This is a genomic window from Rhizobium sp. 768_B6_N1_8 (assembly GCF_051811225.1).
Taxonomy (GTDB): Bacteria; Pseudomonadota; Alphaproteobacteria; order Rhizobiales; family Rhizobiaceae; genus Rhizobium.
The window spans coordinates 1-25,082 of the sequence record NZ_JBPWPV010000002.1; the positions used below are offsets into that span (position 1 = coordinate 1).

Consider the following 25,082-nt stretch of genomic DNA (forward strand, 5'->3'; position numbering starts at 1 on the left):
GTTCGCATCGAACGGCACGCCACGCAGCTTTCACGCCAGCTGAAGCTGCTGCGAGAAAGGCTCTTCCCGCCGCTTTCGCAAAAGACGCTCCGGACATTCACCTCGGGTGAGGCGGCGCAGATGATCGGCGTCTCCGATGGCTATCTTCGCCAGCTTTCCTTGGACGGTAAGGGTCCGCAGCCAGACGTCTCGCAGAATGGTCGTCGCTCCTACACGCTCGGCCAAATCAACGAGTTGCGCCAACATATGGCGAAGATCAAGCCGAAAGATGCGCTCTCCTACCTGCCCCGGCGGCGCGACAGCGAAAAGCTGCAGACGATTGCGATCACCAATTTCAAGGGCGGTTCGGCCAAGACGACGACGACGCTTTATCTGGCACAGCATCTGGCGCTGGAAGGCTATCGTGTTCTGGCGATCGATCTCGATCCGCAGGCCTCGCTTTCCTCCCTGCTCGGCGTTCAGCCGGAATTCGATCTCGGCGACGGCGACACGCTCTATGGTGCGATCCGCTACGATGCGCAACGGCGCCCGTTGAAGGATATTGTCCGCAAGACCTATTTCGACGGTCTCGATATGGTCCCGGGCAATCTCGAACTGATGGAGTTCGAGCATGAAACGCCGCGTGCCTTGAATGATCGCCAGAAGCCGGAGGAGCTATTCTTTCGGCGCGTCGGCAATGCAATCGCCGAGGTTGAGGCGGATTACGATATCGTCGTCATCGACTGCCCGCCACAGCTCGGCTATCTCACGCTCGGCGCCGTCTGCGCCGCCACGTCGCTTCTCATCACCATCCATCCGCAGATGGTTGATGTCGCCTCCATGTCGCAATTCCTGTTGATGACGTCCGACCTCTTGTCGGTGGTGCGCAAGGCCGGCGGCGACCTGCAGCATGATTTCATCAAATATGTCGTCACCCGCCATGAGCCTTTTGACGCGCCGCAGTCGCAGATCGTGGCACTCTTGCGCAGTCTCTTCGGGGATGATGTGCTGACAGCGACCATCCTGAAATCGACGGCAATTGCCGATGCGGGCCTGACCAAGCAGACGCTCTATGAAATTGAGAAGGGGCAGGTTCGCCGCTCCACCTATGACCGGGCACTGGAATCGGTTAACGCCGCCAACGGCGAAATTATTACCAGCATCCATAAAGCATGGGGCCGCACATGAGCAGACGAGATCGACTGAAGGGATTGTTCACCGACACGGCGCAGGAGTTGGCCGCGGCCAACTTCGAGGAAACCGCTGCGCGCGGTGCAGCCGGTCCGGTGCGCACCATGGCCCTGACACTCGGCCGCATGGAGGAAGAGAGCAGGGCGATGGAGGAGGCCCTGCTGTCAGGCGAACATATCGTCGAACTCGACCCTGAGCTGATCGATTCGTCCTTCATCCGCGATCGCCTCGCTGATGAGCCGCTCGATCTCGAAGACGAACTCGTGCAGTCGATCGCCGAGAACGGCCAGGAAGTGCCGATCCTGGTGCGGCGCAATCCGCATCACGACGGGCGCTACCAGGTCGCCTATGGCCATCGCCGCCTCCAGGCCGTCAAGCTGCTCGGCCGCAAGGTGCAGGCGGTCATCCGCAAGCTCGACGATACAGATCTCGTCATTGCGCAAGGCATCGAAAACTCTGCGCGCCGCAATCTGTCCTATATCGAGCGCGCCGTGTTCGCGCTCAATCTTGAACTGAAGAAGTTCGATCGCCCTGTTATCATGAAGGCGCTCTCGACCGACAAGACGGAACTGTCAAAACTCATCTCCGTGGCAAGGGCTATTCCCGCCGATATCATCCAGGCTGTCGGAGCCGCCCCCGGTATCGGCCGCAGACGCTGGATGGCGCTTGCCCAAGACTGGACCGAAGCCGCGGCATCACGTCTGACCAAGCTGATTGGCTCTTCCACCTTTAACGCCGTCGAGAGTGACCGCCGCTTCGAGCTGGTGATCGCCGAGCTTTCGAAGAAGGAAGGGACAAAGCCCGAGGGCACGGAATATGACTGGAAGCCTGCCAGCGGCGGCAAGATCGCCGGCCGCATCAAGAGTTCCGGCACATCCTTCACCATCGCCCTGAAGACCGGTGACGCGCCGGATTTCGGCGCCTATCTCTCTGGTCGCCTCGATGAGCTCTATGACGCCTATAAGGCGGGGAAAGCCGATTGAGGCAGGATGGACGGGGTGAGCCGTTTGCCCTGTGCGCGCAATTCATCAACGCTCGTAAATGGTCCCATCCGAAAACCCGGTGGAAACTTCCGGGGCGCGGGGATCGCGCCATTGTCCGTGTCTTTGCGCCATGAGATAACTGACGGAAGGAAACGCGGGTTTCGCTTCCCTTTGTGAGAATCCACCAAGCCTAACAATGCGATACGATATCGACTCCGCAATGCTCCAAACGCTGCTTCCAGCCATTGCCGGGGCGGAAGATGGCTTGGCACGGCTTGATGAGCGGGTAGCGCGCTCGCCGGTAGGGCAGGGCTTTGCCGAGCGCAGCCATTATCTCGATGCGGCAGGCGCCCTGTGGGTGGCGGGCGAGCTTGTGCATATCGAGGACCTCGTTTTGCACGATGCGCATATGGATAGCCGCGCGCCAAGCCATGAACTGACGATTGCCCATTCCGTGCTGCGTACCCGCAGGCGCATCGAGACGGCCGATCCCGGCTGGGCGCTAAGCCCAGCAGGTCTTAGTGTTTTGACTGCCAGCACATTGGAAGGGCAGGAGAGGCTGCCAGACGCGGGAAGTGCGGAGCCTGGGAGCGAGCCTGATGATGAGGACGATGAGGCGCCGCTTGCCGCCGAAATCGCCGCGCTCGATGCGCTGCTCGCCCGCTCGCAACAACTTCTCGACCGTCATGCCGGAAAGCCTGTTGCGGAAGAGCCGGAGGGGGCCGCGCCCTCGCAGCGCGATGACGATCCGCTCGGCCTGTTCGGTGACGACGAATGGAACGAGGAGGAACGGCTTCGGGAATGGCGTGGTCTGATCCCGCTCGTCGAGGAGCTGCCGCCCAGCCTGGCCGCCGCCATCCTCTTCGACGCCTGGGAACGGATCGAGCCGCTGCGTCGCCAACATTGGCTGGGTGGCGTGCTGATTGCCAGCAGCCTGCGTCTCAGAGGCAAGGTCGCCTCGCATCTCTTTTCTTTTCACACAGGGCTGAAGCAGATCCGTCATGAGCGCCGCCGCTCGCGTGACCGGGTCACACGCCTGCAGGCCTTTCTCGATGCGATGCGGGAGAGTGCGATCACCGGTCTCAAGGAGATCGATCGCCTGTCGCTGGCGCGCACGCAGATGGAGCTGCGCTTTCGCGGCCGACGCTCCAATAGCAGCCTGCCGCAGCTTGCCGATTTCATTCTGTCGCGGCCGATGGTGTCGGCCGCCATGATCGCCCGTGAGCTTGGCGTCACGCAACGTGGCGCGCTGAACCTGATCAACGAGATCGGCATTCGCGAGATCACCGGTCGCGGCCGCTACCGGGCCTGGGGTATCATCTGAAACCCACGGGCCGTTGCCACAAACGAAAACGGCCGGGCGTCAAGCCCGGCCGTTTCTTTAGGGTGAGCACCCGATCCGCCATCCTGTCACAGATTTCGAACCGGGCGCTCTGCGCTTCCATTGCCCCCAGAAGCGCAGTCCTTATTCCCGCTCGCCCGTGAAGTTGAGCAGAAGCTGGAAGATGTTGACGAAGTTCAGGTAGAGCGAGAGCGCGCCGAAGACGGCCAGCTTCTGGTTCGATTCCTGATCGTAGTTTTCCGAATACTGTTCCTTGATGCTCTGCGTGTCGTAGGCGGTCAGGCCGACGAAGACGACGATGCCGATCACCGAGATGGCGAATTGGAGGGCCGACGAACCCAGGAAGATGTTGACGATACCGGCGATGATGATGCCGAACAGGCCCATCATCAGGAACGAACCCATCTTCGAAAGGTCACGCTTCGTCGTGTAGCCATAGAGGCTTATTGCGCCGAACATGGCAGCTGTGATGAAAAAGGTCTGCGCGATGCTCGTCTTGGTGAAGACCAGGAAGACGGAGGCGAGCGACAGGCCCATCACGGCGCAGAAGGCCCAGAACGTCATCTGTGCGGTGCTTGACGACATCGACTGGATGCGGAACGAGAAGAAGAACACGAAGGCGAGCGGGGCCAGCATCACCACCCACTTGAGCGGGGTCTGGAAAATCGGCACGTAGAGCGCCGGCGTCGAGCCGACGATGAACGCAACGATACCGGTTATGACGAGGCCGAGCGCCATGTAGTTGTAGACGCGCAGCATGTGCTGGCGCAGACCTTCGTCGAAAAGGGTCTGTGTTTGGGCGCCGGAGCCGTAACCATAGCGGGGATTGATCGGGTTCATGACTGATCTCCTCGGTTGAACTAGTAGAGCGAGCGGGCAAGCCGTTCGGCTGCCTGATCGAGATTGGTGCCGCTGTTGTCGGCGATCAGCGCATAAGCGACGTCGCCGATCTGCCAGTAGGCGGCCTCTGTCTTTTCAAGGGCAACATGGCTGACCGGCTTCACCTCGAAGGCGCCCGGCCGCACCGCGAAGAGCGACAGGCGCTTGCCGTCGGTCTCCTCGATCGCCATTTCGACGCTCGGGCCAAAATCCGACGGGAAGATTTGCACATCGGCAACCTTCCAGCCCTTTGGCAGCTCGGGCATCACGATTGCGGTCGCAGCGCGGATTTCCTCGGCGCTATAGGCCGGCGCCGTCTGCGACGGGATGGTTTCACGAAGCGCTGCCGTGCGATAGGCGCGCACCGCATCCTCGACATAGGGCGGGGCCGGAACAGAAGCCGAAACCTCCGTTGCCGTAAAGGCGCCGAAGGAATTATGCGCCACCCAGCCGGCGGCAAGCAGAACACCGACAGCAGCGATGCGCTGCACCGAATGCAGGATGCGACCATAGGAAAGACCGCGTTCCAGCTTTCGGGCGGCATCGCGCGTTTCGGGGCGGCCAAAGGCGCTTTCGCCTGCCAGCGCCAGGCGCAACTCGCCCTTCATGCTGAGATCGGCCATGACCTTGGCGGCGATCGCCGGATTCTCCGACAGATAGGATTCCACCTGGATACGCCGTGCAACATCGAGCTCGCCGTCTACATAGGCGTCGAGATCGGCATCGATGATTGGATCAATCGCCTTCATTGCCGTTCCCTCCAACTAATTTCAGATGCGCAATGCGCGGCATCTTCTCTTCGAACTCGCGCAACTGGGCGCGGGCGCGAGAAATACGCGACATCAGCGTGCCGACAGGAATGCCGAGCGCATTGGCTGCTTCCTGATAGGACAGATCCTCGATCGCCACGAGATGCAGCGCTTCACGCTGCTCTTCCGGCAAATTGAAAAAGGCGTTGCGCACTTGCTGCAGGCGCACCGCATGCTCCTGTCCGGCCGGCAGCGACTGCTCCGCCTCGACCGCCGCCTCGTCATGGCGGCGCGTTAGCGAGCGGGTCTGCCGCACGCGGTCGATATGCGCATTGTGCAGAATGGAAAGCAGCCAGGTGCGCAGGTTTCCGCCGCTGCGGAAGCTCTTGCGCTTCTCGAAGGCCCGAACCAGGGCATCATGCACAAGATCCTCCGCCTCGTCCGAATTGCGCACCAGCGAGCGCGCGTAGCGACGAAGCGCTGCGAGCTGACCGATGACATCGAAGGGGCGTTCTTTCCGTTCCATGATTGAGTATACGAAAGCTTCGCAGATTTTATTCCGAAGCGATGCAGATTTTTTTATATCGGCCGGCAAGGGAGTGCGGTTTTCGGCAAACGCCAAAAACCTCCGCCCTTTGCCACGGCGGAGGTGGTATCTCGCAGCCTCAATGCAAGGAAGTAACCCTTGGGCAGATACCCCGGGGTCAGCCCTGGGGCATGATACCCGGGGGTCAGCCCTGGGGCATGATACCCGGGGCTCAGCCCTCGGGCATGATCCCCGGCTGGTCGGAAGGGAATTTCGCAATGTCCTGGACGCTGACATTGAGATGTTGGGCAACGAGGGCGGCCGGTGTATGCGTGAGCCACGAGGAGAGCCCGACTTCCTGATATTCGGCGACCTTGAAGACGGCGACGAATTGCAGATCGGTCTTGCCGGTATTCTCGATGATGTGGCCCTGGCTGCGCTTGACATAGCCGATATCGCCTGGTCGGAAATCGGCGGTCTGGCTGCGCGGGCCGGCATCGAACACCGTCATGCGGCCTTCGCCCTTGATCCAGTACTGCCATTCGTCGGCATTCGGATGCCAGTGCATTTCACGCACGCCACCCGGCTTGATCGTCTCGATCGCCGCAGCGATCGTCTTGGAGACCTTGAAGATGCTGCTGTCGGCAAGCTGGATCGTGCCCGACGTATTCTGCTTCAGCGGTGCCGATGCCGTCAGCCGGTAGGTGAAAGGGTAGGGCGGCAGGCCAGCAGAAGCAACGGCTTCCTGGTCGGCCGAAAGCGGACCCGGCTCCTTGCCCTGGAAGATCCAGAGATCCTGCAATGGGATGTTCTTGAAAGTGTCCTGCGGTACGCCGAAGTTCTTGGCAAGCAGTTCGGGCGACGTATGTGCCAGCCAGTCGGTCAGGAGCAGCGTGCCGTATTCGGACTGGTCGCCCTCGTCGAAGACGAGGACGAATTCGCAGCCCTCGGGCCCAAGGCCCTGCAGTGAATGCGGGAAACCGGCTGGAAAATACCAGAGATCGCCTGCCTCGACGTCCTGCACATAGGCGCGGCCCTGCGGATCAAGCACGGTCACCCGGCAGCGGCCATTGGTCATGATCGCCCATTCGGAGGCCCGGTGCCAGTGCATCTCGCGGATGCCGCCGGGGCCAAGGCGCATGTTGACGCCGGAGACCGCTTCGGAAATTGCAAAATCGGCCTTCGTCACCTGCCGTGCCCAGCCGCCGTTCTGGATGCGCTTGGGCGCATTGTTGAACGAGCCCCAGAAGAGCTGCATGTCGCCGACATCGGTTGCCGGCGGACTGCCGAACGAGGGAAACTGGTCGTTGATGGCAGGGTTCTTCGGGCCGGGATCGGAAAGGCCGGCTGGATTGGCGTTGATCGCGCCCTCGGCCGGCTGGTCGGGATTGCCGAAACTCGCCGCGCGCGCAGCACCCGCCGCAAGTGCCGTTCCGCCCATCGCTCCGAGGGCAAGGACCGTACGTCTAGAAAGAGGTTCCATTGTTTTAATCCTTTCGTGTCGATTGGGAGGGTTATTCCGCCGGGGCGTCTGCGCGGGCGATGGCGATGGCGGGTCGTTTTCGGCTGACGAATTCGCTCAGCTTTTCCAGGTAGAGGTAAACGACCGGGGTGGTGTAGAGCGTCATCACCTGGCTGATGAGCAGACCGCCGACCATGGCGTAGCCGAGTGGCTGGCGCAGTTCCGAGCCGGTGCCGTGGCCGAGCATCAGCGGCAGGCCGGCAAGAAGTGCCGCCGCTGTCGTCATGATGATCGGGCGGAAGCGCAGGAGACAGGCCTGACGGATTGCGTCGTCCGGCGACAGTCCCTGCTCGCGCTGGGCGGCGATGGCGAAGTCGACGATCATGATGCCGTTCTTCTTGACGATGCCGATCAGCAGGATCACGCCGATCAGCGCGATCACTGTAAAGTCGAAGCCGAAGGCCCAGAGCATGGCGAGAGCACCGAGGCCCGCGGAGGGGAGCGTCGACAGGATCGTCAGCGGGTGGAAATAGCTCTCGTAGAGTACGCCGAGGATCAGATAGATCACGGCAATCGCTGCAAGCACCAGCAGCGGTTCGCTTGAGAGCGAGCTCTGATAGGCCTGAGCATTGCCCTGGAACGTGCCGATGACGGTTGCCGGCTTGCCGAGATCGGCCTCAGCCTTGCTGATCGCGGCAACCGCCTGGCTGAGCGCGGTCCCCTTTGCAAGGTTGAAGGAGAGTGTAACGGCCGGAAACTGGCTCTGGTGGTTGACGGCAAGCACGGCCGTCGGCTCCGTCGTCTGCTTGACGAGCTGGCTCAAGGGAACCTGCTCGCCGGTCAGCGGCGATTTGATATAGAGACCGTTGATCGCCAGCGGCGACTTCTGGAACTGCGGCGCAAGCTCGAGAACCACATGGTAGCTGTTCAGGTCGGTGAAATACTGGGTGACCTGGCGCTGGCCGAAAGCATCGTTAAGCGTATCGTCGATCGTTTGCGGCGCAATGCCGAAGCGCGATGCCTGGTCACGGTCGATCGTAAGCGTCACGGTGGCGCCGCTATTCTGCTGGTCGGTGGCGACATCGGTCAGTTCCGGCAGCGTCTTGAATGTGGCGAGCAGCTTGGCTGCCCAGTCGTCGAGTTCTCCGGCATCACCGTCCTGCAGCGTATATTGGAACTGCGTGGCCGAGGCCCGTCCGCCGACATTGATATCCTGCGCTGGCTGCAAGAAGAGTTCTGCACCCTGCATCTGCGCGAGTTTCGGACGAAGCCGGTTGATGATTTCGCTTGCCGAGGCATCGCGCTGGTCTTCAGGCTTCAGCGTGATGAACATGCGGCCGTTATTGACGGTCTGGCCCGCTCCGCTGCCGACGGCCATGCCGACGGTCGCAACTCCGGGATCGCTGGCAACGATATTGCCTGCTTCGAGCTGGTGGCGCGACATTTCGGCAAAGGAAATATCCTGCGCGGCTTCGAGTGTACCGGTGATCAGGCCGGTGTCCTGGATTGGGAAGAAGCCCTTGGGAATATTGACGAACAGGAAGCCGGTTGCCGCGAGCGAAGCGATGAAGACCGTCATGGTCAGCCGGTGATGGCGCAGCGCAATATCGAGCGTGTAGCGATAGGCGGCAAGAAGCCCGTCGAACGCCTTCTCGCTCATATTGTACAGCCTGCCGTGGCGAGCGTCTTTTTCCGGCTTCAGGAAGCGTGAGCTCATCATCGGTGTGATGGTCAGCGAGACGATTGCCGAGACGACGATCGTCATCGTCACGGTGATTGCGAACTCCCGGAATAGCCGGCCGACAATGCCGCCCATCAGGAGCAGCGGAATGAAGACGGCGACGAGCGAGATACTGATCGAAATGATGGTGAAGCCGATTTCGCGCGCGCCGTCGATTGCCGCCTGTTTCGGCGTTTTGTCCATCTCCATATGGCGATGGATGTTCTCGACCATCACGATCGCATCGTCGACGACGAAACCGACGGCGATACTCAAGCCCATCAGCGAGAGATTATCGAGGCTGAAGCCAGCGACATACATCAGCGCCAATGTGGCCAGGAGCGCCAGCGGCACGGTGACGCTCGGGATCACCGTCACCCAGACATTGCGCAGGAAGATGAAGATCACCATGACCACAAGGGCGATGGTGATGACAAGCGTCGTTTCGACATCCGCCACCGAGGCGCGGATCGTGGTCGTCCGGTCGCTGAGGATGGAGAGGTGGATGGCGGCCGGTGCGATCGCTTGCAGCTGCGGCAGGGCAGCGCGGATCGCACCGACCGTATCGATGATGTTGGCGCCCGGGAGCTTGAAGATCGGCAGGAGGATCGCCCTCTTGCCATCAGCCCAGGCCGCCAGCTGATCGTTCTCCGGTCCGTCGATCGCCTGGCCGATATCGCTGATGCGGACCGGGGCGCCGTCGCGATAAGCGACGATCGAATCGTTCCAGGGGGCGGCCTTCAGGAGCTGGTCATTGTCATAGATCGTGTAGGTGTGCTCTCCACCCTGCACACTGCCTTTCGGTGAGTTGCTGGTGATGCCGGTCACGGCGCTGCGGATATCCTCAAGCGAAAGTCCCATCTCGGCGATCTTGCCGGGATCGATCTGCAGCCGTACGGCCGGCTTCTGCTGGCCGAAGATCAGAACCTGCGAAACGCCGTCGATCTGGCTGACATGCTGCGCGAGCACGCTTTCGGCAAAATCGTCGACTTGCGTCAGCGGCAGGGCATCCGAAGTGAGCGCAAGAACCATGACCGGCGGATCGGCGGGATTGACCTTGCGATAGGTTGGCGGCGAAGGCAGGTCCGTCGGCAATTGCCCGCCGGCTGCGTTGATTGCGGTCTGCACGTCCTGGGCGGCGCTATCGACGTCGCGCGACAGATCGAATTGCAGAGTGATCGCGCTCGAGCCGAGCGTACTCGTCGAGGTCATCTGGGTGACGCCGGGGATCTGCCCGAACTGCCGTTCCAGCGGCTGCGTTACCGCCGATGCCATCGTCTTCGGATCGGCGCCGGGGAGCTGTGTCGAGACCTGGATTGTCGGAAAATCGACTTGCGGCAGGGGTGCAACCGGCAGCAGAGGGTAGGCGACGATACCGATGCCGAAGAGGCCTGCCATCATTAGCGAGGCGGCGATCGGCCGCTCGATGAACCAGGAGGAGATCGACATGGCCTACTCCTTGCTGGCGGCTTGCGTAGCGGCCGCCTGTTGAATGCTGACATGAGTGCCGACATCCAGCCGATACTGGCCCGACGTGACGACCTGTTCGTTGCCGGAAAGGCCCTTTTCGATGACGGCGTGGCCGCTCTCGATCGGCCCGGGGGTGACCTTGCGCACGGCAGCCGTGCCGGTGGCATCGATAACGTAGACGAAGAAGCCGTCCTCTCCCCGCTCAAGCGCTGCGGAAGGAATGGTCACGGCCTTCTGGAGCGTCTGCTGCTTGACCCTCAGCGTCACGAATTGACCGGGCCAGAGCGCATCATCCTTGTTCTCAAAAATCGATTTGATGCGGATCGTGCCGCTTGCCTGATCGATTTCGTTGTCGATGAGCGAGAGCGTGCCTGACGCAAGCTGCTGCGACTGGTCCATCGACATCGCCGTCACCTCGACCGGGCCGGCCTTCAGCGCGTCGCGCACTGCATCGAGATCGTCTTCGCGCAGTGTTGAGACAACCGTGATCGGCTGTGTCTGGGTGATGGTGACGATCGGTGTCGTATCGGTCGTCTGGACTTCGTTGCCGGGATCGACCCGACGGATACCCGTGCGGCCGTCGATCGGTGAGCGGATCTCGGTATAAGAGAGCGACACGTCAGCAGCCTCCTTGGCGGCCTGATCCTGCGCAAGTTGTGCCTGTGCACTTGCCACCATGCTTTGCTGCTGCTCGACGGTTTCCTGCGTGACGATCTGCTGCTGGCCCAGTTTCTGGTCCTTGCCGAGCAGATATTGGGCGTTGGCGAGATCGGCCTGGTCCTGCTTGATCTTGGCGGCAGCCTGATCGTCGGCTGCCTGGAAGGGGCGCGGGTCGATGATGGCGAGCACATCGCCCTTCTTGACGGCCTGCCCCTCGTTAAACATCACGCTCTGGAGCTCTCCGTCGACCCGCGTCGTGATATTGACCGTATAGTTCGCCTGCACCGTGCCAAGGCCGTCGAGATAGACAGGCACGTCGGTAACGGCTGGGGTCGCGACCTCGACCGGCACTGCCGGCGTGCCGGGCTCCGGTGCGGCAATGGTCGGCTCGGTTCCTGCAAACCAGAAGGCTGCGGCCGAACCGCCCGCAATGGCGAGAATGGCGGCAGCAGCGAGGATCGCCGGTTTGCGGCGACGACGGGGTTCAATCACGGTACGGATGGATGTCACTGCCGGCTCCATAGACTAAAGGTTGAATTATGCTGCAACGGCCGCCGGCATTGGGCGGCCTCCGTATCTGTCTCCTGAATTGACGGGCTGGTGCCAAAACCAGGGGTCAGGCTGCCGATTATCGGCAGGCCGACCGGCGCTTCTGTGTCCTGCCGGATCAATTCAATGCGAGAAGGCTACGTCCGGGCGGGCACTGGCGCATCTATACGCAGGTCTAGTCGCCGTTCCCCATAGGTATACGCTCCCGCCTCCGGGTAGCCGCCGGCACGCAGAAGGACCGGCGCGAAAAGCATTCGCACCGGCTCACTGCACCTATTCGAAGGAATATCGGGCGTCGCCGGTCAGCCGGCTGAGGCCGGATGTGCGTCGGCGGCCGGCGGGTTCTTGCGGAAATCGGGATGCAGCGGTCCGAAGGGCATGGCGCCCATGCAGGCCACAAGCGCAAGGCCGGCGATTGCAGAACAGAAGGACAGGACGAAGATATCGGCATAGGCGAGTACACTTGCCTGCGCATGGATATCAGCCGCAACGGCTGAGAGGGCTTCGAGACTCCCGCGATGGCTTGTCCCGAACAGCGTCTCCAGCTTTGCCAGTACGCCGTGAAGATTGCTCGACGATCCCGAGATCGGCCCCGTCAGGATATTGGAATGGTACTGCTCGCGTTGCCGGAACCAGGTGTTCAAGAGGCTCAGGGCTAGTTCGACGCTGCCGAGCCGGATCACCTGGATATAGGCGGATACCGCCGTCGAGCGTTTCGGGTCGGAATTGGCGATCAGGTAGACGACGGTTGCGAAGAAGGCGAAGGATTGCCCCGCCGTATGGAGGAGCACGGCCGGCAGGAAGTTAAAGGGCGCCCATGTAATGGAGAGGTTCGATCCCCAGAGAGAGCCGAGCGCCATCGCCGATAACCCCATCATGATGCAAAGGCGCGCATCGATCCGGCGCAGCAGGAAGATCGCAAACGCGATGAACAGAAAGACCGGGATGACCGCGCCGAAAATGTAGAGTTCGGATATGGCGATCGGCCGCAATCCGACGACCGACTGCAGGAAGCCCGGAATGGAAATCGAGGCGCCGGAACTCGCAAAGGTAAAGGCGATGATGATCGCATAGCCGATGCCGATATTGCGCGACAGGATCACGCTCGCATGCGCCCAGGGGTTGGTGACGACACTCTCGTTGATGAGGAAGCCGATGAAGAGAATCGTGCCGCCTGCCAGCAGCGAGGTGACGATGCCGGAATTGAACCAGTCCAGCCTGTTGCCCTGATCGAGACCGACGTAAATCATGGTCATCGAGCATCCGAGCAGCATCATGCCGCCCCAGTCGGCATCCTTGAGCAGGCTCGAATTGATCTCTTCTTTGGGAGCACCGATGATGAGGAGAAGGGCAATGATCGGCGTGACGATTACATCCTGCCAATAGGCCCACTGCCAGCCGAGATAATCATCATAGATGCCGACGAGCACAAAGCCGAGATTCTGCGATAGCGGGACGCGAAGCGCGTAGATCGAAAGTCCGATCAGCCAGTATTTCATGTCGAGATTGCGGAAGATAACCATGATGGTGGCCGGGATGAAGACGCCGAGCAGCAGCGCTCGCGCCGCATGCAGCGCAAAGAGTGCGCCGCCGTCATGGACCATGGGAATAATGAGCGAAATGCAGGCATAGACCAATGTCGTCGGGATCATTACGCGGCGCACACCGAAAACGGTGGCGATCCAGGCGACCGCTGATGAAATGAGGATCTGCGGTGCGTTGGCGACGGTGCTGAGCCATGAGGCTTCGTCGAAGCCAAGCGAATAGGCGCCACGGATATCGGGCAGGCCGACAGCAAAGACACGCGTATCGAAGCCAACAACGAAGGAAGCGAGCAACAGGGCTGCGACGATAAGATACGGATGGCTGGTCGTCGTGCCGCTGGTCAGCGGACCAAAGGCGCGCGGAGCCGAGCTCATTGGTCCGGGTCCTGCTTGGTATCCACCCTGACGACGGCCGACATTCCGGGCTTCAGCCGATCAACTAGTGGCTGGCCGGGATCGAAGACGATCTTGACCGGGATGCGCTGGACGACCTTGGTATAGTTTCCGGTCGCGTTGTCGGGCGGCAGCAGCGCGAAGATCGAGCCGCTTGCCGGAGACAGGCCGACGACCTTGCCATGCAGCGACTGGCCGGGGAAGGTGTCGATGGAAACCTCCGCAGCGCGGCCCGGCGTGATCCGGGAAAGCTGTGTCTCCTTGAAATTCGCGGTGATATAGACGCTCGGAAGCGGCACTTCCGACACGAGGCTGGTGCCGGCCGCGACAAAATCGCCTTCATGGACGAGCCTGCGGCCAATGACGCCATCGAAAGGCGCGTAGATGCGGGCATAGCCCTGGTGGATCAGGGCGGTATCGAGCGATGCCTCAGCCGCATTCACCTGCGCCTGCAGCAGCGGAGATTGTCCGTTCAGAACGTTCAACTGGGCCTTTTGCTGCGCGATCGAGGCTGCCGTCGATTTGACCGAAGCCTGGGCCTGCAGATAGGCGGCCTGCGCCTGCTGCAGCAGCTGTTGCGAGGTCGCGCCGCCAAGGCTGGTCTGGCGGTGGAACTCCTGCTCCGTTTGTGTCTGCTGTGCCAGGGCCGATGCGTTCTGCGCTTCAGCCACCTGCACGACGGCCTTTTGCAATTCGATCTGGTTTGCGAGATTGGCAAGCGATGCGTTTGCGGCTGCAAGATTGGCCTTCGAGGCGGCGACCGCGGCGTCATATTCCCGCGGATCGATTTCAGCGAGCAACTGGCCCTTCGTCACCGCCTGATAATCGGTGACCGGGGTGCTCTGGACGATGCCGCTGATCTGGGCGCTCAGCGTCGAGACATCGGCGCTGACCACGGCATCGTCCGTCGATTGATGCGATGCGCCCGCCACCCAACGGTTCCAGTCGACGCTCACGATGGCCACTCCGGCGCCCACGAGCGTGATGGCGAGAAGGGGAATGGCAAGCCGTCTCAACGACACCACGGCTCCCGGGGAGGGCGCAGCCGGCGCGGCGGGAGCTTCCGGCGGCGGCGAGCGCGCTGGCTCGGATGGGCTAAGGCTGGTGACGGTGATCTGCTTGGCCATGCGCGCCTCACTTCTTGCTGTGGTCAGCGGAAACCTTTGCGCGGACGCGAACCGGGGCCGGGACGAAGGAGACGTGGCCGGTGCCATGGACCTGTAGCCAGTAGCCCAGCGCCATGAAAACCGCGCCGCCGATGAGGTTGCCGAGCGTGACCCAGACGAGATTATGGACGGCGGCAGCAAGCGTGATGTTTGCGGGATGCTCACCCATCAGCGCCATCGAGAAGGTGAACATGTTGGCGACGCTGTGTTCGTAACCCGCGGCCACGAAGATCGTAATCGGCCAGAAGATCAACATGATCTTGGCAGCGGCATTTTCCGTGCGTCCAGCCATCCAGATGGCGAGGCAAACAAGCCAGTTGCAGAGAATACCGCGGGCAAGAAGCTCCAGCGATCCCGCCGACATCTTGGCCGAGACAATCGAAAAGAAGGCCTGGCTTCCGTCGCCCAGAAGCACACCGCCGCCGGCCAGATGGAAGAGGCCGGCGAGTACCACGGCGCCGATCAGGTTGCCGATCCAGGCCGCGATCCAGACAAGTAGCATATCGGCAACGCGGCTGCGCCGCGTCAGCACGGCAAGCGGCATATACATCGCCGTTCCCGTGAAAAGCTCGCTGCCGGCAAAGACGACGATTGTCAGGGCAGAGGAGAAGACCACGCCCATAACGAGATGCGCCCAGGCCGGATCGGCATGAGCGCCGGCGGTAAACATGATGATATCGCCGAAACCGATATAGGCGCCGGCCATCGCCGCCCCGATCAGGAAGGCGGGAAAGTGGCTACGGACCTCGTCGGCTTTCTCTTCGCCGGACTGGGCAAAGTGATCAATCGAATCCTGATACATGACAGTACCTCGTCTCTCTGATGATCGAACCGGGCTTCGTCCCGGACGCTCGAAAAGCTAGTCGCGCAAGCCGCATTGCTGAATCATACCTACGTCTAGGCTATCTCCGGACAGGCCGGGACATCTGTTGTCATGCTCGCATGCTACTTCGGTCGCGACGGAAAATCGCGCAATGCTGAAAAAAAGAGGCCGCCTTCCGATACGGAAAGGCGGCCATTTGCGGATCCTCGGGCAATCCGTGACTTCGGGCGGAGGGGAGGGACACCGGGAAGCCTTAACCGAGATTTCTATCGCCTGTCAGGAGGAGGCCCCAGGCGACGGGTAGCAAGTTACGCCCAATTCCTACCGGGCGGAACTAAACTTACGTATTGGCCCGCCTAGACCAGCGCGCGATTTCATCCGATCCGGCCGCACCCCTATTCTTTTCGTCGATCGGCGAGCCCTCGTCGATGATGTCAGCCAGTACCCGCGGTCAGCTCCCATGAACTGCGCTGCCGATAGCAACTTTCAACTTCGAACAGGATCCATCATGAAAACCGCCCTTCTTTCCCTCCTCGCAGCCGGCATGCTGGCCGCCCCTGTCGTTGCAAACGCCGCCCAGGCCGATGTCGGCAAGCTGGATTGCGACGTTTCCAAGGGCATCGGTGTCATCGTCGGCTCCAAGCAGGATGTCGACTGCACCTTTACGCCGAGCGCTTCCGGCGATGCTGGCCAGCACTATGTAGGCACCATCACCGATTTCGGCCTCGATGTCGGCACCGTGGAGAAGGGTCGGATGGTCTGGCTCGTCTTCAACGCCACGCGCGAACCGGCTGCCGGCCTGGAGGGTAACTATGCCGGTGTCACGGCTGATGCGAGCGTCGGTATCGGCGGCGGCGCCAATGTACTGGTCGGCGGAACGAGAAGGACCGTCTCGCTGCAGCCGGTTTCGCTCGAAGGCGATGTCGGCGTCAATCTGGCCGTCGGTGTCACGGCCTTGAAGCTGCAGCTCGCAGAGTGAGTGGGATCGTGTCGATTTGTCACTGCGTAAGTGCCACTAGAGCGCTTGCGTCAAGATCAAACCTTTCCACGACCTAAACTACACCGGAGCTTGGCAAATCGTAGACGAGGACTCCGGATGTCTTTCATGCGGTTTCGACTTCAACCGCATGAAAGCCCCACAGTTTGGTGCCATCTACTAGCAGAAATGCGAGTTGGCGCAGCCAATACCTTTGCGCATCCTTGCAACCGTTCCGACGGAGCGGAGCTAAGAGCGATATCCGTCGCCGTCTTGTTCAGGCGTAAGAGTGTCTCCGCTTTCGACGAACCCATAGGTTTCGTTCGCAAGAGGCTTGCTCGTGGCTATATCGCATTTCTCCGTCAGAATCGTCTCCCGCGGCTCCGGCCGTAGCGCGGTCCAACTGGCGGCCTACTGTCATTGCGCCAGAATGGAATTCGAACGGGAAGCGCGAACTATCGACTACACGCGCAAGAAGGGGCTGTTGCACGAGGAGTTTTCCATTCCTTCGGACGCGCCGCAGTGGCTACAGTCGATGATCGCTGATCGTTCCGTTTCCAGCGCATCCGAGTCCTTCTGGAACAAGGTGGAGTCCTCCTCGAAGCGAGCCAATGCACAGCTTGCCAGGGAGGTCACAATCGGGCTGCCGATCGAGCTCTCGTCCGAGCAGAATATCGCCCTAATGCGCGACTTCGTGGCGACCCATGTCACTACGAAGGGCATGGTTGCCGACTGGGTCTATCACGACGCTCCGGGCAATCCGCATGTGCATCTGATGATAACGCTGCGGCCGCTGACCGAGGATGGATTCGGACCCAAAATCGTCGCCTTGCTCGGTCCTGACGGTCAACCGATCCGCTATGGCGCCGGCAAAATCGTCTACGAGCGCTGGGTGGGCGACATCGATGAGTTCAATGCATTCCGCGACGGCTGGTTTGCCTGCCAGAACCGGCATCTGGCGCTTGCCGGTCTCGACGTCAGGGTCGATGGGCGCTCCTTCGAAAAGCAGGGGATCGAGCTGGCGCCAACCGCCCATCTGGGTGTTGCCACGAAGGCGCTTGCACAAAAGGCCTCGAATTCCGGTCAAGCCGTTGTGCTCGATCGACTGGAATTGCAGGAGGAACGGCGCATAGAGAATGCTCGTCGTATCCGTCGCAATCCCGATATCGTTCTTGACCTGGTCACGCGGGAGAAAAGCGTTTTCGACGAACGTGATGTGGGCAAGGTGCTACATCGCTACATCGATGATGCCAAGGTGTTCCGAAGCCTGATGGCGCAAATCCTGCAGAGTCGTCAGATATTGATGCTGGAAGGTGAGCGGACCGATTTTGCCACCGGACTGCGCTCGCCGGCGAAATACACGACCCGCGAGATGATCCGCCTGGAAGCCGAGATGGCGAACCGGGCGATCTGGCTGTCGCAGCGCTCATCGCATGGTGTCAGACACAGAGTTCTGGAGGCGACGTTTGCGCGTCATTCGGGTCTGTCTGACGAGCAGAAGGTGGCGATCGAGCATGTGGCCGGCGGGGAGCGGATCGCAACCGTGATCGGCCGAGCCGGCGCCGGCAAGACGACGATGATGAAGGCGGCCCGCGAGGCCTGGGAGGCGGGAGGTTATCGTGTCATCGGCGCAGCGCTTGCCGGCAAGGCGGCAGAGGGACTGGAGAAGGAAGCGGGTATTGTCTCTCGCACCCTGTCGTCCTGGGAACAGCGCTGGAGCCGGGGCCGAGATCCACTCGATGACAAGACGGTCTTCGTTCTCGACGAGGCCGGCATGGTGTCGTCGCGGCAGATGGCATTCTTCGTCGAAGCTGTCACGCGGGCTGGCGCCAAACTCGTGCTTGTCGGCGATCCCGAACAACTGCAGCCGATCGAAGCCGGTGCCGCCTTCCGGGCAATCACCGACCGCATCGGCTATGCCGAACTCGACACGATCTACAGGCAGCGCGAGCAGTGGATGCGTGACGCCTCGCTCGACCTTGCCCGCGGCAATGTCGGTCGGGCCATCGACGCCTATAGGGCCAACGACAAGATCATCGGCTCGGAGCTGAAGGCGCAAGCCATCGCCAGTCTGATCGCGGACTGGGATCGTGACTACGATCCGGCCAAGACCTCGCTGATCCTGGCGCATCTGCGCCGCGACGTGCGCGCCTTGAACGAGATGGCACGCGAACGGCTTGTCGAGCGCGGTATCGTGGAACAGGGCTTCGTCTTTGCGACGACCGAGGGCAAACGCCAATTTGCAGCCGGTGACCAGATCGTCTTCCTGAAGAACGAGGCTTCGCTCGGCGTCAAGAACGGCATGTTGGGCAAGGTGATCGAGGCAGCGCCCGGCCGCATCCTCGTCCAGACCGGTGCGGGCGATGACAACCGGCAGGTGGTCGTGGAGCAGCGCTTCTACGGGCATGTCGATCACGGTTATGCCACGACGATCCACAAGAGCCAGGGCGCCACCGTCGACCAGGTCAAGGTTCTGGCCTCGTTGTCTCTCGACCGGCACCTGACCTATGTGGCGATGACCCGCCATCGCGAGGATCTCAGCCTCTACTATGGCCGCCGATCGTTTGGAAAAGCTGGCGGGCTCGAGGCCATCCTGGCGCGCCGGAATTCCAAGGAAACGACGCTCGACTACGAGGGCGGCTCATTCTATCGGCAGGCTCTTCGTTTTGCCGAAAGCCGCGGTCTGCACCTCGTTCGGGTCGCAAGATCGCTGGTTGCGCATCGGCTGGAATGGATGGTCAGGCAGAAGCAGACGCTCATGAGCCTCGCCAACCGTCTGGCCAGGGTCGGCGAAAGGCTCGGTGTCGCAAGAACCGCATCGACGGCTCACCTTGTCAGCGCAGGCAAGACAGCAAAGCCGATGGTATCCGCCATCACGATCTTCCCTCAGTCGATGGCACAGGCCATAGAGGCCAGGCTCGGCGCCGATCCCGGTCTCCAGAAGGAGTGGGAGGACGTCTCGTTGCGGTTTCGTCTCGTCTACGCGCAGCCGGAGGCGGCATTCGAGGCGGTCAATGTCGACGCGATGGTCCAGGATACAAGGGTGGCTGCGAATACAATATTGAAGATCGCGAACACGCCGGAGCTATATGGCGCCCTCAGAGGCAAGACAGGCTTGTTGGCCCGTAAGAGCGACAAGCGCAATCGGGAAACTGCTCTTCTCAATGTTCCCGCCCTATCTCGCTCTCTGGAGCGCTTTCTGAATATACGCGTTCAGACCGCGCAGAGGGCTGAGATGGCAGAGTACGCTCGACGGCAGAACTTGTCGGTTGAAATCCCAGATCTGTCGCCGAATGCGAAAGCTGTTCTCGAACGCGTTCGCGATGCAATCAATCGAAACGATCACTCCGCTGGTCTGGAATATGTGCTTGCTGACGGAGCCGTGAAGGCCGAGCTCGAAGGGTTTGCACGCGCCGTTTCTAAGCGATTCGGAGAGCGTACTTTTCTCGGAATAGCGACGAAGGATGCTGACGGTGAAGCGTTCAAGACCCTTACCGCCGGATTGAGCACTACGCAACAGCTGGAGATCAAAGCCGCCTGGGCCTCGATGCGGACCGTCCAACAACTGTCTGCGCATGAGCGTACTGTCATGGCACTCAAGCAGGCGGAGGCAATTCGACAGACGAAGAGCCAAGGACTATCCCTGAAATAGCCTATTGATGAATGCAGTCCGCAAAGCCCACTCGTGGCAATCTTGCCGAGCTCAACTGATACTTCGACTAACCACCGCGACAGCGATTGACGATATCTTATCGTCCCGGCCGCGCGAGCGATCGTGCGATATCGATGATGTCGTCGCGTGAGGCCGTCGGATCCTCCCGGTTCCAGGCGACACCAAGCCCGATCTTGAAATCGATCCCCCGCACCTTCTTCAGTTCAAACCCGCGGTTCGGCAGATCCTGCGTCCATTCCGGCACGAAGCCGATGCCAAGCCCGGCAGAAACCAGCGACACCAGCGAGAACGTGTCGTCGCAGGTGTAGGCGACATTGTCGGTCAGATCGTGCTCCTCGAATTTCTCCGCGAAATAGCGCTCACTGTAGGAGAGGTTCTGGCGGGAGAAGGAGATGATCTTCTCAGAGCGCAGATCCTCGATATCGATCTCGCTCTTCAGCGATAGCGGGCTCTCCTTGGCGACGGCCAGCAGATAACGTTCATGGGCAATCGAGAAGAAGCGAAGCGAGCCGATATTCTCCACCGGCCTGATGAAGCCGAGATTGATGCGGCCTGCCTCGATATGGCGGATGATGTCGTCGGTGGTGCCGCTTTCGATATGCAGGCGGATATCGGGATATTTGCGGGCAATGCGCGACAGGAACGACGGCAGCACGCCGATGGTGGCGGGATAAACAGTGCCGATCGCAATCCTCTTCGCCGTCTTGCCAGCCACCGACCGGGCGATCTCTGTCGACAGGTCTATCTCGCTGAGGATCCTGACCGACCGTTCGTAAAAGGCTGCCCCTGCCCGCGTCAGTTCCACCCGCCGTGTCGTGCGCATGAACAGTTGCACGCCGAGTTCCTTCTCCAGTGCCATCACCTGGTTCGACAGGGCCGGCTGGGCGATATGCACCTTGGCTGCCGCCCTGCCGAAATGCAGCTCCTCGGCCACCGCAACGAAGTAGGATAGCTGGCGTAGTTCCATTACCGAAACCCTCCCGTGAAGACGCGCTCAAGCAATCATCACGATTTAATTAGGGACTATCAGTCCGTCGATTGTCAAGCCCCAGATATGCGTTTCTCGTGGAATGGATGTTCGAGAAACAATCGGCTGGAATCTCAGACGTCTGCGTGTAGCCAGGGGGCTTTCGCAGGAACGCCTTGCTTTGGAGTCTGAGATTGATCGCTCTTACGTCGGGCGTGTGGAGCGAGGGAAGGAGAACGTTACCGTTTCGACTTTAGAGGCTTTTGCGCGAGTCCTGGAGGTGGACGTCTCAGCGCTGTTCGCCCCAATCGATCCCGGTGCGCAAAAGCCGACGGCGCTTCGATCCGGCAGAAAACGAAAGCGATTATGAATTTCGATAAGTATCTGTCGCCCACGCCCGGGAAGTCTGGATGCGACCGACCGATTTTGAGGCCGCGTAGCTTTGGGGGAACGCTGCAGATGCCAGCATCAGAAAACCCGGGTGGCAATCGGTCGCGTATCAATATAGCCAAAATTATCGTTTTCCACGATTGCACAGCTGACCAATTGTCGACAGATCGCGTTCGCCGGTTGTTTATGACAGTTCTATGACAGAGTATGTGCCCCGCTGATTTGCAAGGGGAACACAGAATATGAAAGAGAAGAAGCGGCTCTACGAGGCTCTCGTGGACGGCGCAATGGATGGACTTGTGGGCGATGCGCTTTATGATTTTGTCCGCAAGCGCTGTCCGAAAGCCTCAAGCAAGAAGATCGTTCGCGCCTCGTTGCTGGCGCTCAGCGACCCGCATCTAAAGGACCGCAATATCCTCGATGTCATCTATACGCTGGCGATCAAGCACCGGCTGGATGACACCACCGTCGAGGACGAGCATGACGAGGAGGTCGAGGAACACAAAAGTCTCTCAGACGCGGCCATCAAGGACCAATCGCTTTCCTGATTGCGAGGATGAGAAAGCCCCCTGGATCTGGGGCACCGGGCTCGTTAGGCGGCGCTATCCGAGAGCTCTTTGAGGATCGGGCAGTCGGGACGGTCATTGCCGTGGCAGGCATGAACGAGATGTTCGAGCGTATGTCGCAACTCCGTCAGCTCGCGGATTTTCCGATCGATTTCCGAAAGCTTCGCCTCGGCGATCCCCTTGACGTCGGCGCTTGCCCGGCTTTTGTCCTCGTAGAGCGCCAGCAACTGACGGCATTCCTCCACGGAGAAGCCGAGGCCGCGCGAACGCTGCAGAAAGCGCAGTTTGTGTACGTCCGAGGCCGCATAGTCGCGGTAGCCGTTTCCACCCCGGTCAGGACGGATCAGGCCGATATCCTCATAATAGCGGATGGTCTTTGAAGGCAGGCCGGACCGTTCCGAGGCTTCGCCGATATTCATCGCTTCGTTCCTTTACAGCTTTTCGACCCTCAGCCTCAGCGCATTGCCAATGACGGAGACAGAGGAGAGGCTCATGGCGGCCGCTGCAATCATCGGCGAGAGCAACAGGCCGAAGATCGGGTAGAGCACACCGGCTGCCACGGGGATGCCGAGAGCATTGTAGCCGAAGGCGAAGCCGAGGTTCTGGCGGATGTTGCGCATCGTCGCCTCAGCCAGCCGTCTTGCGCGGACGATCCCGTTGAGATCGCCCTTCACCAATGTAATGCCAGCGCTTTCCATCGCAACATCTGCACCCGTGCCCATGGCGATGCCGACATCGGCGGCTGCCAGCGCCGGTGCATCATTGACCCCATCACCAGCCATGGCAATGACGGCGCCCTTTGCCCTCAATTCATCGACGAGCGCCTTCTTGTCCTCGGGCAGAACATCGGCGCGGACCTCGTCGATCCCGAGGCTCTTCGCCACGGCACGGGCCGTGCGTTCGTTGTCGCCGGTCGCCATGATGATCTTCAGGCCCCTGTCGTGCAGCGCCTTGATGGCAGCCGCCGTCGTTGGTTTGATGCGGTCGGCGACTGCGACGAGGCCGGCCAAAGTACCGTCGATGACGACGAACATGACGGTCTTGCCTTCGCCGCGGAGCACCTCGGTCTGGTCCAGGAGCGCTGCCGGATCGGTGCCGAGATCGGCGAGCAGGGCGGCATTGCCGAGGGCGACGGACGCGCTGCCGACCGTGCCTTTTACGCCCTTACCGGTCTGTGCCTCGAAACCTGTGACCTCGTGAAAGGTGAGGCCGCGTTCTTCGGCCCCTGAGACGATGGCTTCTGCAAGCGGATGTTCAGAGCCACGTTCGAGGCTCGCGGCAAGCGCCAGCAGATGTCTTTCATCAATGCTGCCCAAAGCCACAACGTCCGTCAGCTTGGGCTTACCTTCGGTCAGCGTGCCGGTCTTGTCGACGATCAATGTATCGACCTTGGAAAAACGCTCCAGCGCTTCCGCATCCTTGATCAGGACGCCTTCCTGCGCACCGCGTCCGGTGGCGATCATGATCGACATCGGCGTTGCGAGGCCGAGTGCGCATGGGCAGGCGATGATCAGGACGGCGACGGCGGCGAGCAGCCCATTGGCCAGCCGCGGCTCCGGCCCGACAAAGGACCAGACGAGGAAGGCTGCGATGGCAGCGGCAACGACGGCCGGGACGAAGATCGCCGAAACACGATCGACGGCGCCCTGAATCGGCGCGCGCGAACGCTGTGCCTTGGCCACCATATCGACGATACGTGAGAGAGTGGTATCGGCACCGACCTTTTCGGCGGTCATGATCAATGCGCCGTTCTTGTTCATCGTGCCGCCGGTCAGTGCGTCGCCTTTGGCCTTTTCAACCGGAAGCGGTTCACCCGTGATCATCGATTCATCCAGCGTCGACTGCCCTTCGGTGACGGAGCCATCGACCGGTACGCGTTCGCCGGGGCGCACGCGCAGCCGGTCGCCGGTCTGGATCTCATCGACAGGCACGTCGCGCTCGCTGCCGTCGGCATCGATGCGGCGCGCAGTCTTTGGCGCAAGATCGAGCAGGGCGCGAATTGCAGAGCCGGTGCGTTCACGGGCTTTCAATTCCAGCACCTGCCCGACGAAGACGAGCGCCACGATGACGGCAGCCGCCTCGAAATAAACGGGGACGGAGCCGCTATGACCGCGGAAGCTGTGCGGGAAGAGGTCCGGCGCCAAGGTCGCGACGACGCTGTAGAGATAGGCCGTGCCGACGCCGAGGCCGATCAGCGTCCACATGTTGGGGCTGCGGTTGACGAGCGATGCCCATGCCCTGCGGAAGAAGGGAAGTGCTGCCCAGAGGACGACGGGTGTCGCCAGCAACAGTTCGACATAGCTCGCCAGCGGCTCGCCGAGCGCTTCACGCGGCCAGGACAGGCCAAGCATCGGGCCCATGGTAAGGATCAAGAGCGGAATTGAAAGAACAGCGCTGACCCACAGGCGCCGGATAAAATCCACGAGTTCCGGGTTCGGGCCTTCGTCTTCAGGCGGAATGCCCATCGGTTCCAGCGCCATGCCGCATTTCGGGCAGTCGCCGGGGCGGTCGCTGACGACTTCGGGATGCATCGGGCAGGTATAGAGCGTGCCCTTCGGCATGACGGCCGCCGTTGGCTTTTTGCCATGGCGATAGGTTTCGGGATCGGCCTCGAACTTCGCCTTGCAGCCCGCGGAGCAGAAATAGAATTTTTCGCCCTTGTGCTTCAGGAAGTGTTTCGCGTTCGAGCGGTTGACGGTCATGCCGCAGACCGGGTCCTTGGCGGTCAGATAATCCTGCGGCGCCGCCTCGAATTTCTGGCGGCAGCCGTCGCTGCAGAAGTGATAGGTGTGACCTTCATAATCGAAGGAAGGTTTTCCGGCGTTCGGATCGACCGTCATGCCGCAGACGGCATCGCGCACCACCACTTCAGCCTTTTCGTCGTGGCCGCAACCGCATTGCGTGCCGTCGCCATGATGGTGATGGCCGTGATCATGCCCATGATGATCGTGGTCTTGATGATGATCGTGCTTGTTATCCATAAAACTGCGCCTTTCATGCCTTTCTGGCATCCGGACAGCTTTATGAACCTTCCAGCAACTGGAAGGTCAACGTCTTTCTTCGTCCGCGCAGAC

General features: G+C 61.0%; 19 protein-coding genes. 7 read left to right on the forward strand and 12 right to left on the reverse strand.

Features of this window, described 5'->3' with window-relative positions; genetic code table 11:
- The 3 genes from repA to AB8B33_RS24350 all read left to right on the forward strand — a co-directional run.
- A partial coding sequence (repA, locus tag AB8B33_RS24340) for a plasmid partitioning protein RepA (protein WP_439017307.1) occupies positions 1 to 1,167 on the forward strand: 1,167 nt, incomplete at its 5' end.
- Positions 1,164 to 2,153, forward strand: a complete 990-nt coding sequence (gene repB, locus AB8B33_RS24345) for a plasmid partitioning protein RepB (protein WP_439017308.1) — start codon at positions 1,164 to 1,166, stop codon at positions 2,151 to 2,153. The genes repA and repB, both read left to right, overlap by 4 nt.
- A 196-nt stretch (positions 2,154 to 2,349) precedes the next feature.
- Positions 2,350 to 3,477 (forward strand): RHE_PE00001 family protein, encoded by a 1,128-nt coding sequence (locus tag AB8B33_RS24350; RefSeq protein WP_439017309.1) that lies wholly within the window; start codon positions 2,350 to 2,352, stop codon positions 3,475 to 3,477.
- 141 nt (positions 3,478 to 3,618) lie between these two features.
- On the opposite strand, the gene AB8B33_RS24355 is transcribed toward AB8B33_RS24350, so the two are convergent.
- From AB8B33_RS24355 to AB8B33_RS24395, 9 genes are all read right to left on the reverse strand, one after another.
- Complete coding sequence (locus tag AB8B33_RS24355; protein ID WP_113185105.1) at positions 3,619 to 4,335, reverse strand: Bax inhibitor-1/YccA family protein; 717 nt, start codon at positions 4,333 to 4,335, stop codon at positions 3,619 to 3,621.
- A 20-nt stretch (positions 4,336 to 4,355) separates the two neighbouring features.
- Complete coding sequence (locus AB8B33_RS24360; RefSeq protein WP_439017310.1) at positions 4,356 to 5,123, reverse strand: anti-sigma factor family protein; 768 nt, start codon at positions 5,121 to 5,123, stop codon at positions 4,356 to 4,358.
- Complete coding sequence (locus AB8B33_RS24365; RefSeq protein ID WP_439017311.1) at positions 5,110 to 5,649, reverse strand: sigma-70 family RNA polymerase sigma factor; 540 nt, start codon at positions 5,647 to 5,649, stop codon at positions 5,110 to 5,112. The genes AB8B33_RS24360 and AB8B33_RS24365 overlap by 14 nt, the downstream gene beginning before the upstream one ends.
- Positions 5,650 to 5,881: 232 nt before the next feature.
- Entirely contained in the window at positions 5,882 to 7,132 is a 1,251-nt protein-coding gene (locus AB8B33_RS24370) for an oxalate decarboxylase family bicupin (RefSeq protein WP_439017312.1), read from the reverse strand.
- Positions 7,133 to 7,163: 31 nt separating this feature from the next.
- The gene (locus AB8B33_RS24375) at positions 7,164 to 10,280 is read right to left on the reverse strand and encodes an efflux RND transporter permease subunit (protein WP_439017314.1); all 3,117 of its coding nucleotides are present in this window, start codon (positions 10,278 to 10,280) and stop codon (positions 7,164 to 7,166) included.
- Positions 10,281 to 10,283: 3 nt separating this feature from the next.
- Positions 10,284 to 11,471, reverse strand: coding sequence for an efflux RND transporter periplasmic adaptor subunit (locus AB8B33_RS24380; protein ID WP_113324425.1), 1,188 nt, complete (start codon positions 11,469 to 11,471; stop codon positions 10,284 to 10,286).
- A 341-nt stretch (positions 11,472 to 11,812) separates the two neighbouring features.
- Positions 11,813 to 13,429, reverse strand: a complete 1,617-nt coding sequence (locus AB8B33_RS24385) for an MFS transporter (RefSeq protein ID WP_439017315.1) — start codon at positions 13,427 to 13,429, stop codon at positions 11,813 to 11,815.
- Entirely contained in the window at positions 13,426 to 14,574 is a 1,149-nt protein-coding gene (locus tag AB8B33_RS24390; protein ID WP_113324419.1) for an HlyD family secretion protein, read from the reverse strand. The genes AB8B33_RS24385 and AB8B33_RS24390 overlap by 4 nt, the downstream gene beginning before the upstream one ends.
- Before the next feature lie 7 nt (positions 14,575 to 14,581).
- Positions 14,582 to 15,415, reverse strand: a complete 834-nt coding sequence (locus AB8B33_RS24395) for a formate/nitrite transporter family protein (protein ID WP_439017316.1) — start codon at positions 15,413 to 15,415, stop codon at positions 14,582 to 14,584.
- Between the two features lie 529 nt (positions 15,416 to 15,944).
- Between AB8B33_RS24395 and AB8B33_RS24400 the strand changes: the two genes are divergently transcribed.
- Together AB8B33_RS24400 and traA are read left to right on the forward strand one after the other, a co-directional pair.
- The gene (locus AB8B33_RS24400) at positions 15,945 to 16,415 is read left to right on the forward strand and encodes a DUF992 domain-containing protein (protein WP_439017317.1); all 471 of its coding nucleotides are present in this window, start codon (positions 15,945 to 15,947) and stop codon (positions 16,413 to 16,415) included.
- Positions 16,416 to 16,752: 337 nt separating this feature from the next.
- Positions 16,753 to 20,064, forward strand: coding sequence for a Ti-type conjugative transfer relaxase TraA (gene traA, locus AB8B33_RS24405; protein ID WP_439017318.1), 3,312 nt, complete (start codon positions 16,753 to 16,755; stop codon positions 20,062 to 20,064).
- Positions 20,065 to 20,161: 97 nt separating this feature from the next.
- Here traA and AB8B33_RS24410 read toward each other — a convergent pair whose 3' ends face one another.
- Complete coding sequence (locus AB8B33_RS24410) at positions 20,162 to 21,052, reverse strand: LysR family transcriptional regulator (protein WP_439017319.1); 891 nt, start codon at positions 21,050 to 21,052, stop codon at positions 20,162 to 20,164.
- A gap of 103 nt (positions 21,053 to 21,155) precedes the next feature.
- On the opposite strand from AB8B33_RS24410, the gene AB8B33_RS24415 reads away from it, so the two are divergent.
- Positions 21,156 to 21,422, forward strand: a complete 267-nt coding sequence (locus AB8B33_RS24415; RefSeq protein ID WP_439017320.1) for a helix-turn-helix domain-containing protein — start codon at positions 21,156 to 21,158, stop codon at positions 21,420 to 21,422.
- Positions 21,423 to 21,684: 262 nt separating this feature from the next.
- Positions 21,685 to 21,990, forward strand: coding sequence for a hypothetical protein (locus AB8B33_RS24420; protein WP_439017321.1), 306 nt, complete (start codon positions 21,685 to 21,687; stop codon positions 21,988 to 21,990).
- A gap of 44 nt (positions 21,991 to 22,034) precedes the next feature.
- Here the strand turns inward: AB8B33_RS24420 and cueR are convergent, their stop codons facing one another.
- Both cueR and AB8B33_RS24430 read right to left on the reverse strand, forming a co-directional pair.
- On the reverse strand, positions 22,035 to 22,427 hold the full coding sequence (gene cueR, locus AB8B33_RS24425) for a Cu(I)-responsive transcriptional regulator (protein WP_439017322.1): 393 nt from the start codon (positions 22,425 to 22,427) through the stop codon (positions 22,035 to 22,037).
- Between the two features lie 12 nt (positions 22,428 to 22,439).
- The gene (locus AB8B33_RS24430) at positions 22,440 to 24,989 is read right to left on the reverse strand and encodes a heavy metal translocating P-type ATPase (protein WP_439017323.1); all 2,550 of its coding nucleotides are present in this window, start codon (positions 24,987 to 24,989) and stop codon (positions 22,440 to 22,442) included.
- Between the last annotated feature and the right edge of the window lie 93 nt (positions 24,990 to 25,082).

Coding starts and splice junctions, on each gene's coding strand:
- AB8B33_RS24350 (WP_439017309.1), top strand. CDS start 2,350: ATGCGATACGATATCGACTCCGCAATGCTCCAAACGCTGCTTCCAGCC.
- repB (WP_439017308.1), top strand. CDS start 1,164: ATGAGCAGACGAGATCGACTGAAGGGATTGTTCACCGACACGGCGCAG.
- AB8B33_RS24410 (WP_439017319.1), bottom strand. CDS start 21,052: ATGGAACTACGCCAGCTATCCTACTTCGTTGCGGTGGCCGAGGAGCTG.
- AB8B33_RS24360 (WP_439017310.1), bottom strand. CDS start 5,123: ATGAAGGCGATTGATCCAATCATCGATGCCGATCTCGACGCCTATGTA.
- AB8B33_RS24395 (WP_439017316.1), bottom strand. CDS start 15,415: ATGTATCAGGATTCGATTGATCACTTTGCCCAGTCCGGCGAAGAGAAA.
- cueR (WP_439017322.1), bottom strand. CDS start 22,427: ATGAATATCGGCGAAGCCTCGGAACGGTCCGGCCTGCCTTCAAAGACC.
- AB8B33_RS24365 (WP_439017311.1), bottom strand. CDS start 5,649: ATGGAACGGAAAGAACGCCCCTTCGATGTCATCGGTCAGCTCGCAGCG.
- AB8B33_RS24415 (WP_439017320.1), top strand. CDS start 21,156: ATGGATGTTCGAGAAACAATCGGCTGGAATCTCAGACGTCTGCGTGTA.
- AB8B33_RS24390 (WP_113324419.1), bottom strand. CDS start 14,574: ATGGCCAAGCAGATCACCGTCACCAGCCTTAGCCCATCCGAGCCAGCG.
- AB8B33_RS24400 (WP_439017317.1), top strand. CDS start 15,945: ATGAAAACCGCCCTTCTTTCCCTCCTCGCAGCCGGCATGCTGGCCGCC.
- AB8B33_RS24420 (WP_439017321.1), top strand. CDS start 21,685: ATGAAAGAGAAGAAGCGGCTCTACGAGGCTCTCGTGGACGGCGCAATG.
- AB8B33_RS24370 (WP_439017312.1), bottom strand. CDS start 7,132: ATGGAACCTCTTTCTAGACGTACGGTCCTTGCCCTCGGAGCGATGGGC.
- AB8B33_RS24385 (WP_439017315.1), bottom strand. CDS start 13,429: ATGAGCTCGGCTCCGCGCGCCTTTGGTCCGCTGACCAGCGGCACGACG.
- AB8B33_RS24430 (WP_439017323.1), bottom strand. CDS start 24,989: ATGGATAACAAGCACGATCATCATCAAGACCACGATCATCATGGGCAT.
- AB8B33_RS24375 (WP_439017314.1), bottom strand. CDS start 10,280: ATGTCGATCTCCTCCTGGTTCATCGAGCGGCCGATCGCCGCCTCGCTA.
- AB8B33_RS24355 (WP_113185105.1), bottom strand. CDS start 4,335: ATGAACCCGATCAATCCCCGCTATGGTTACGGCTCCGGCGCCCAAACA.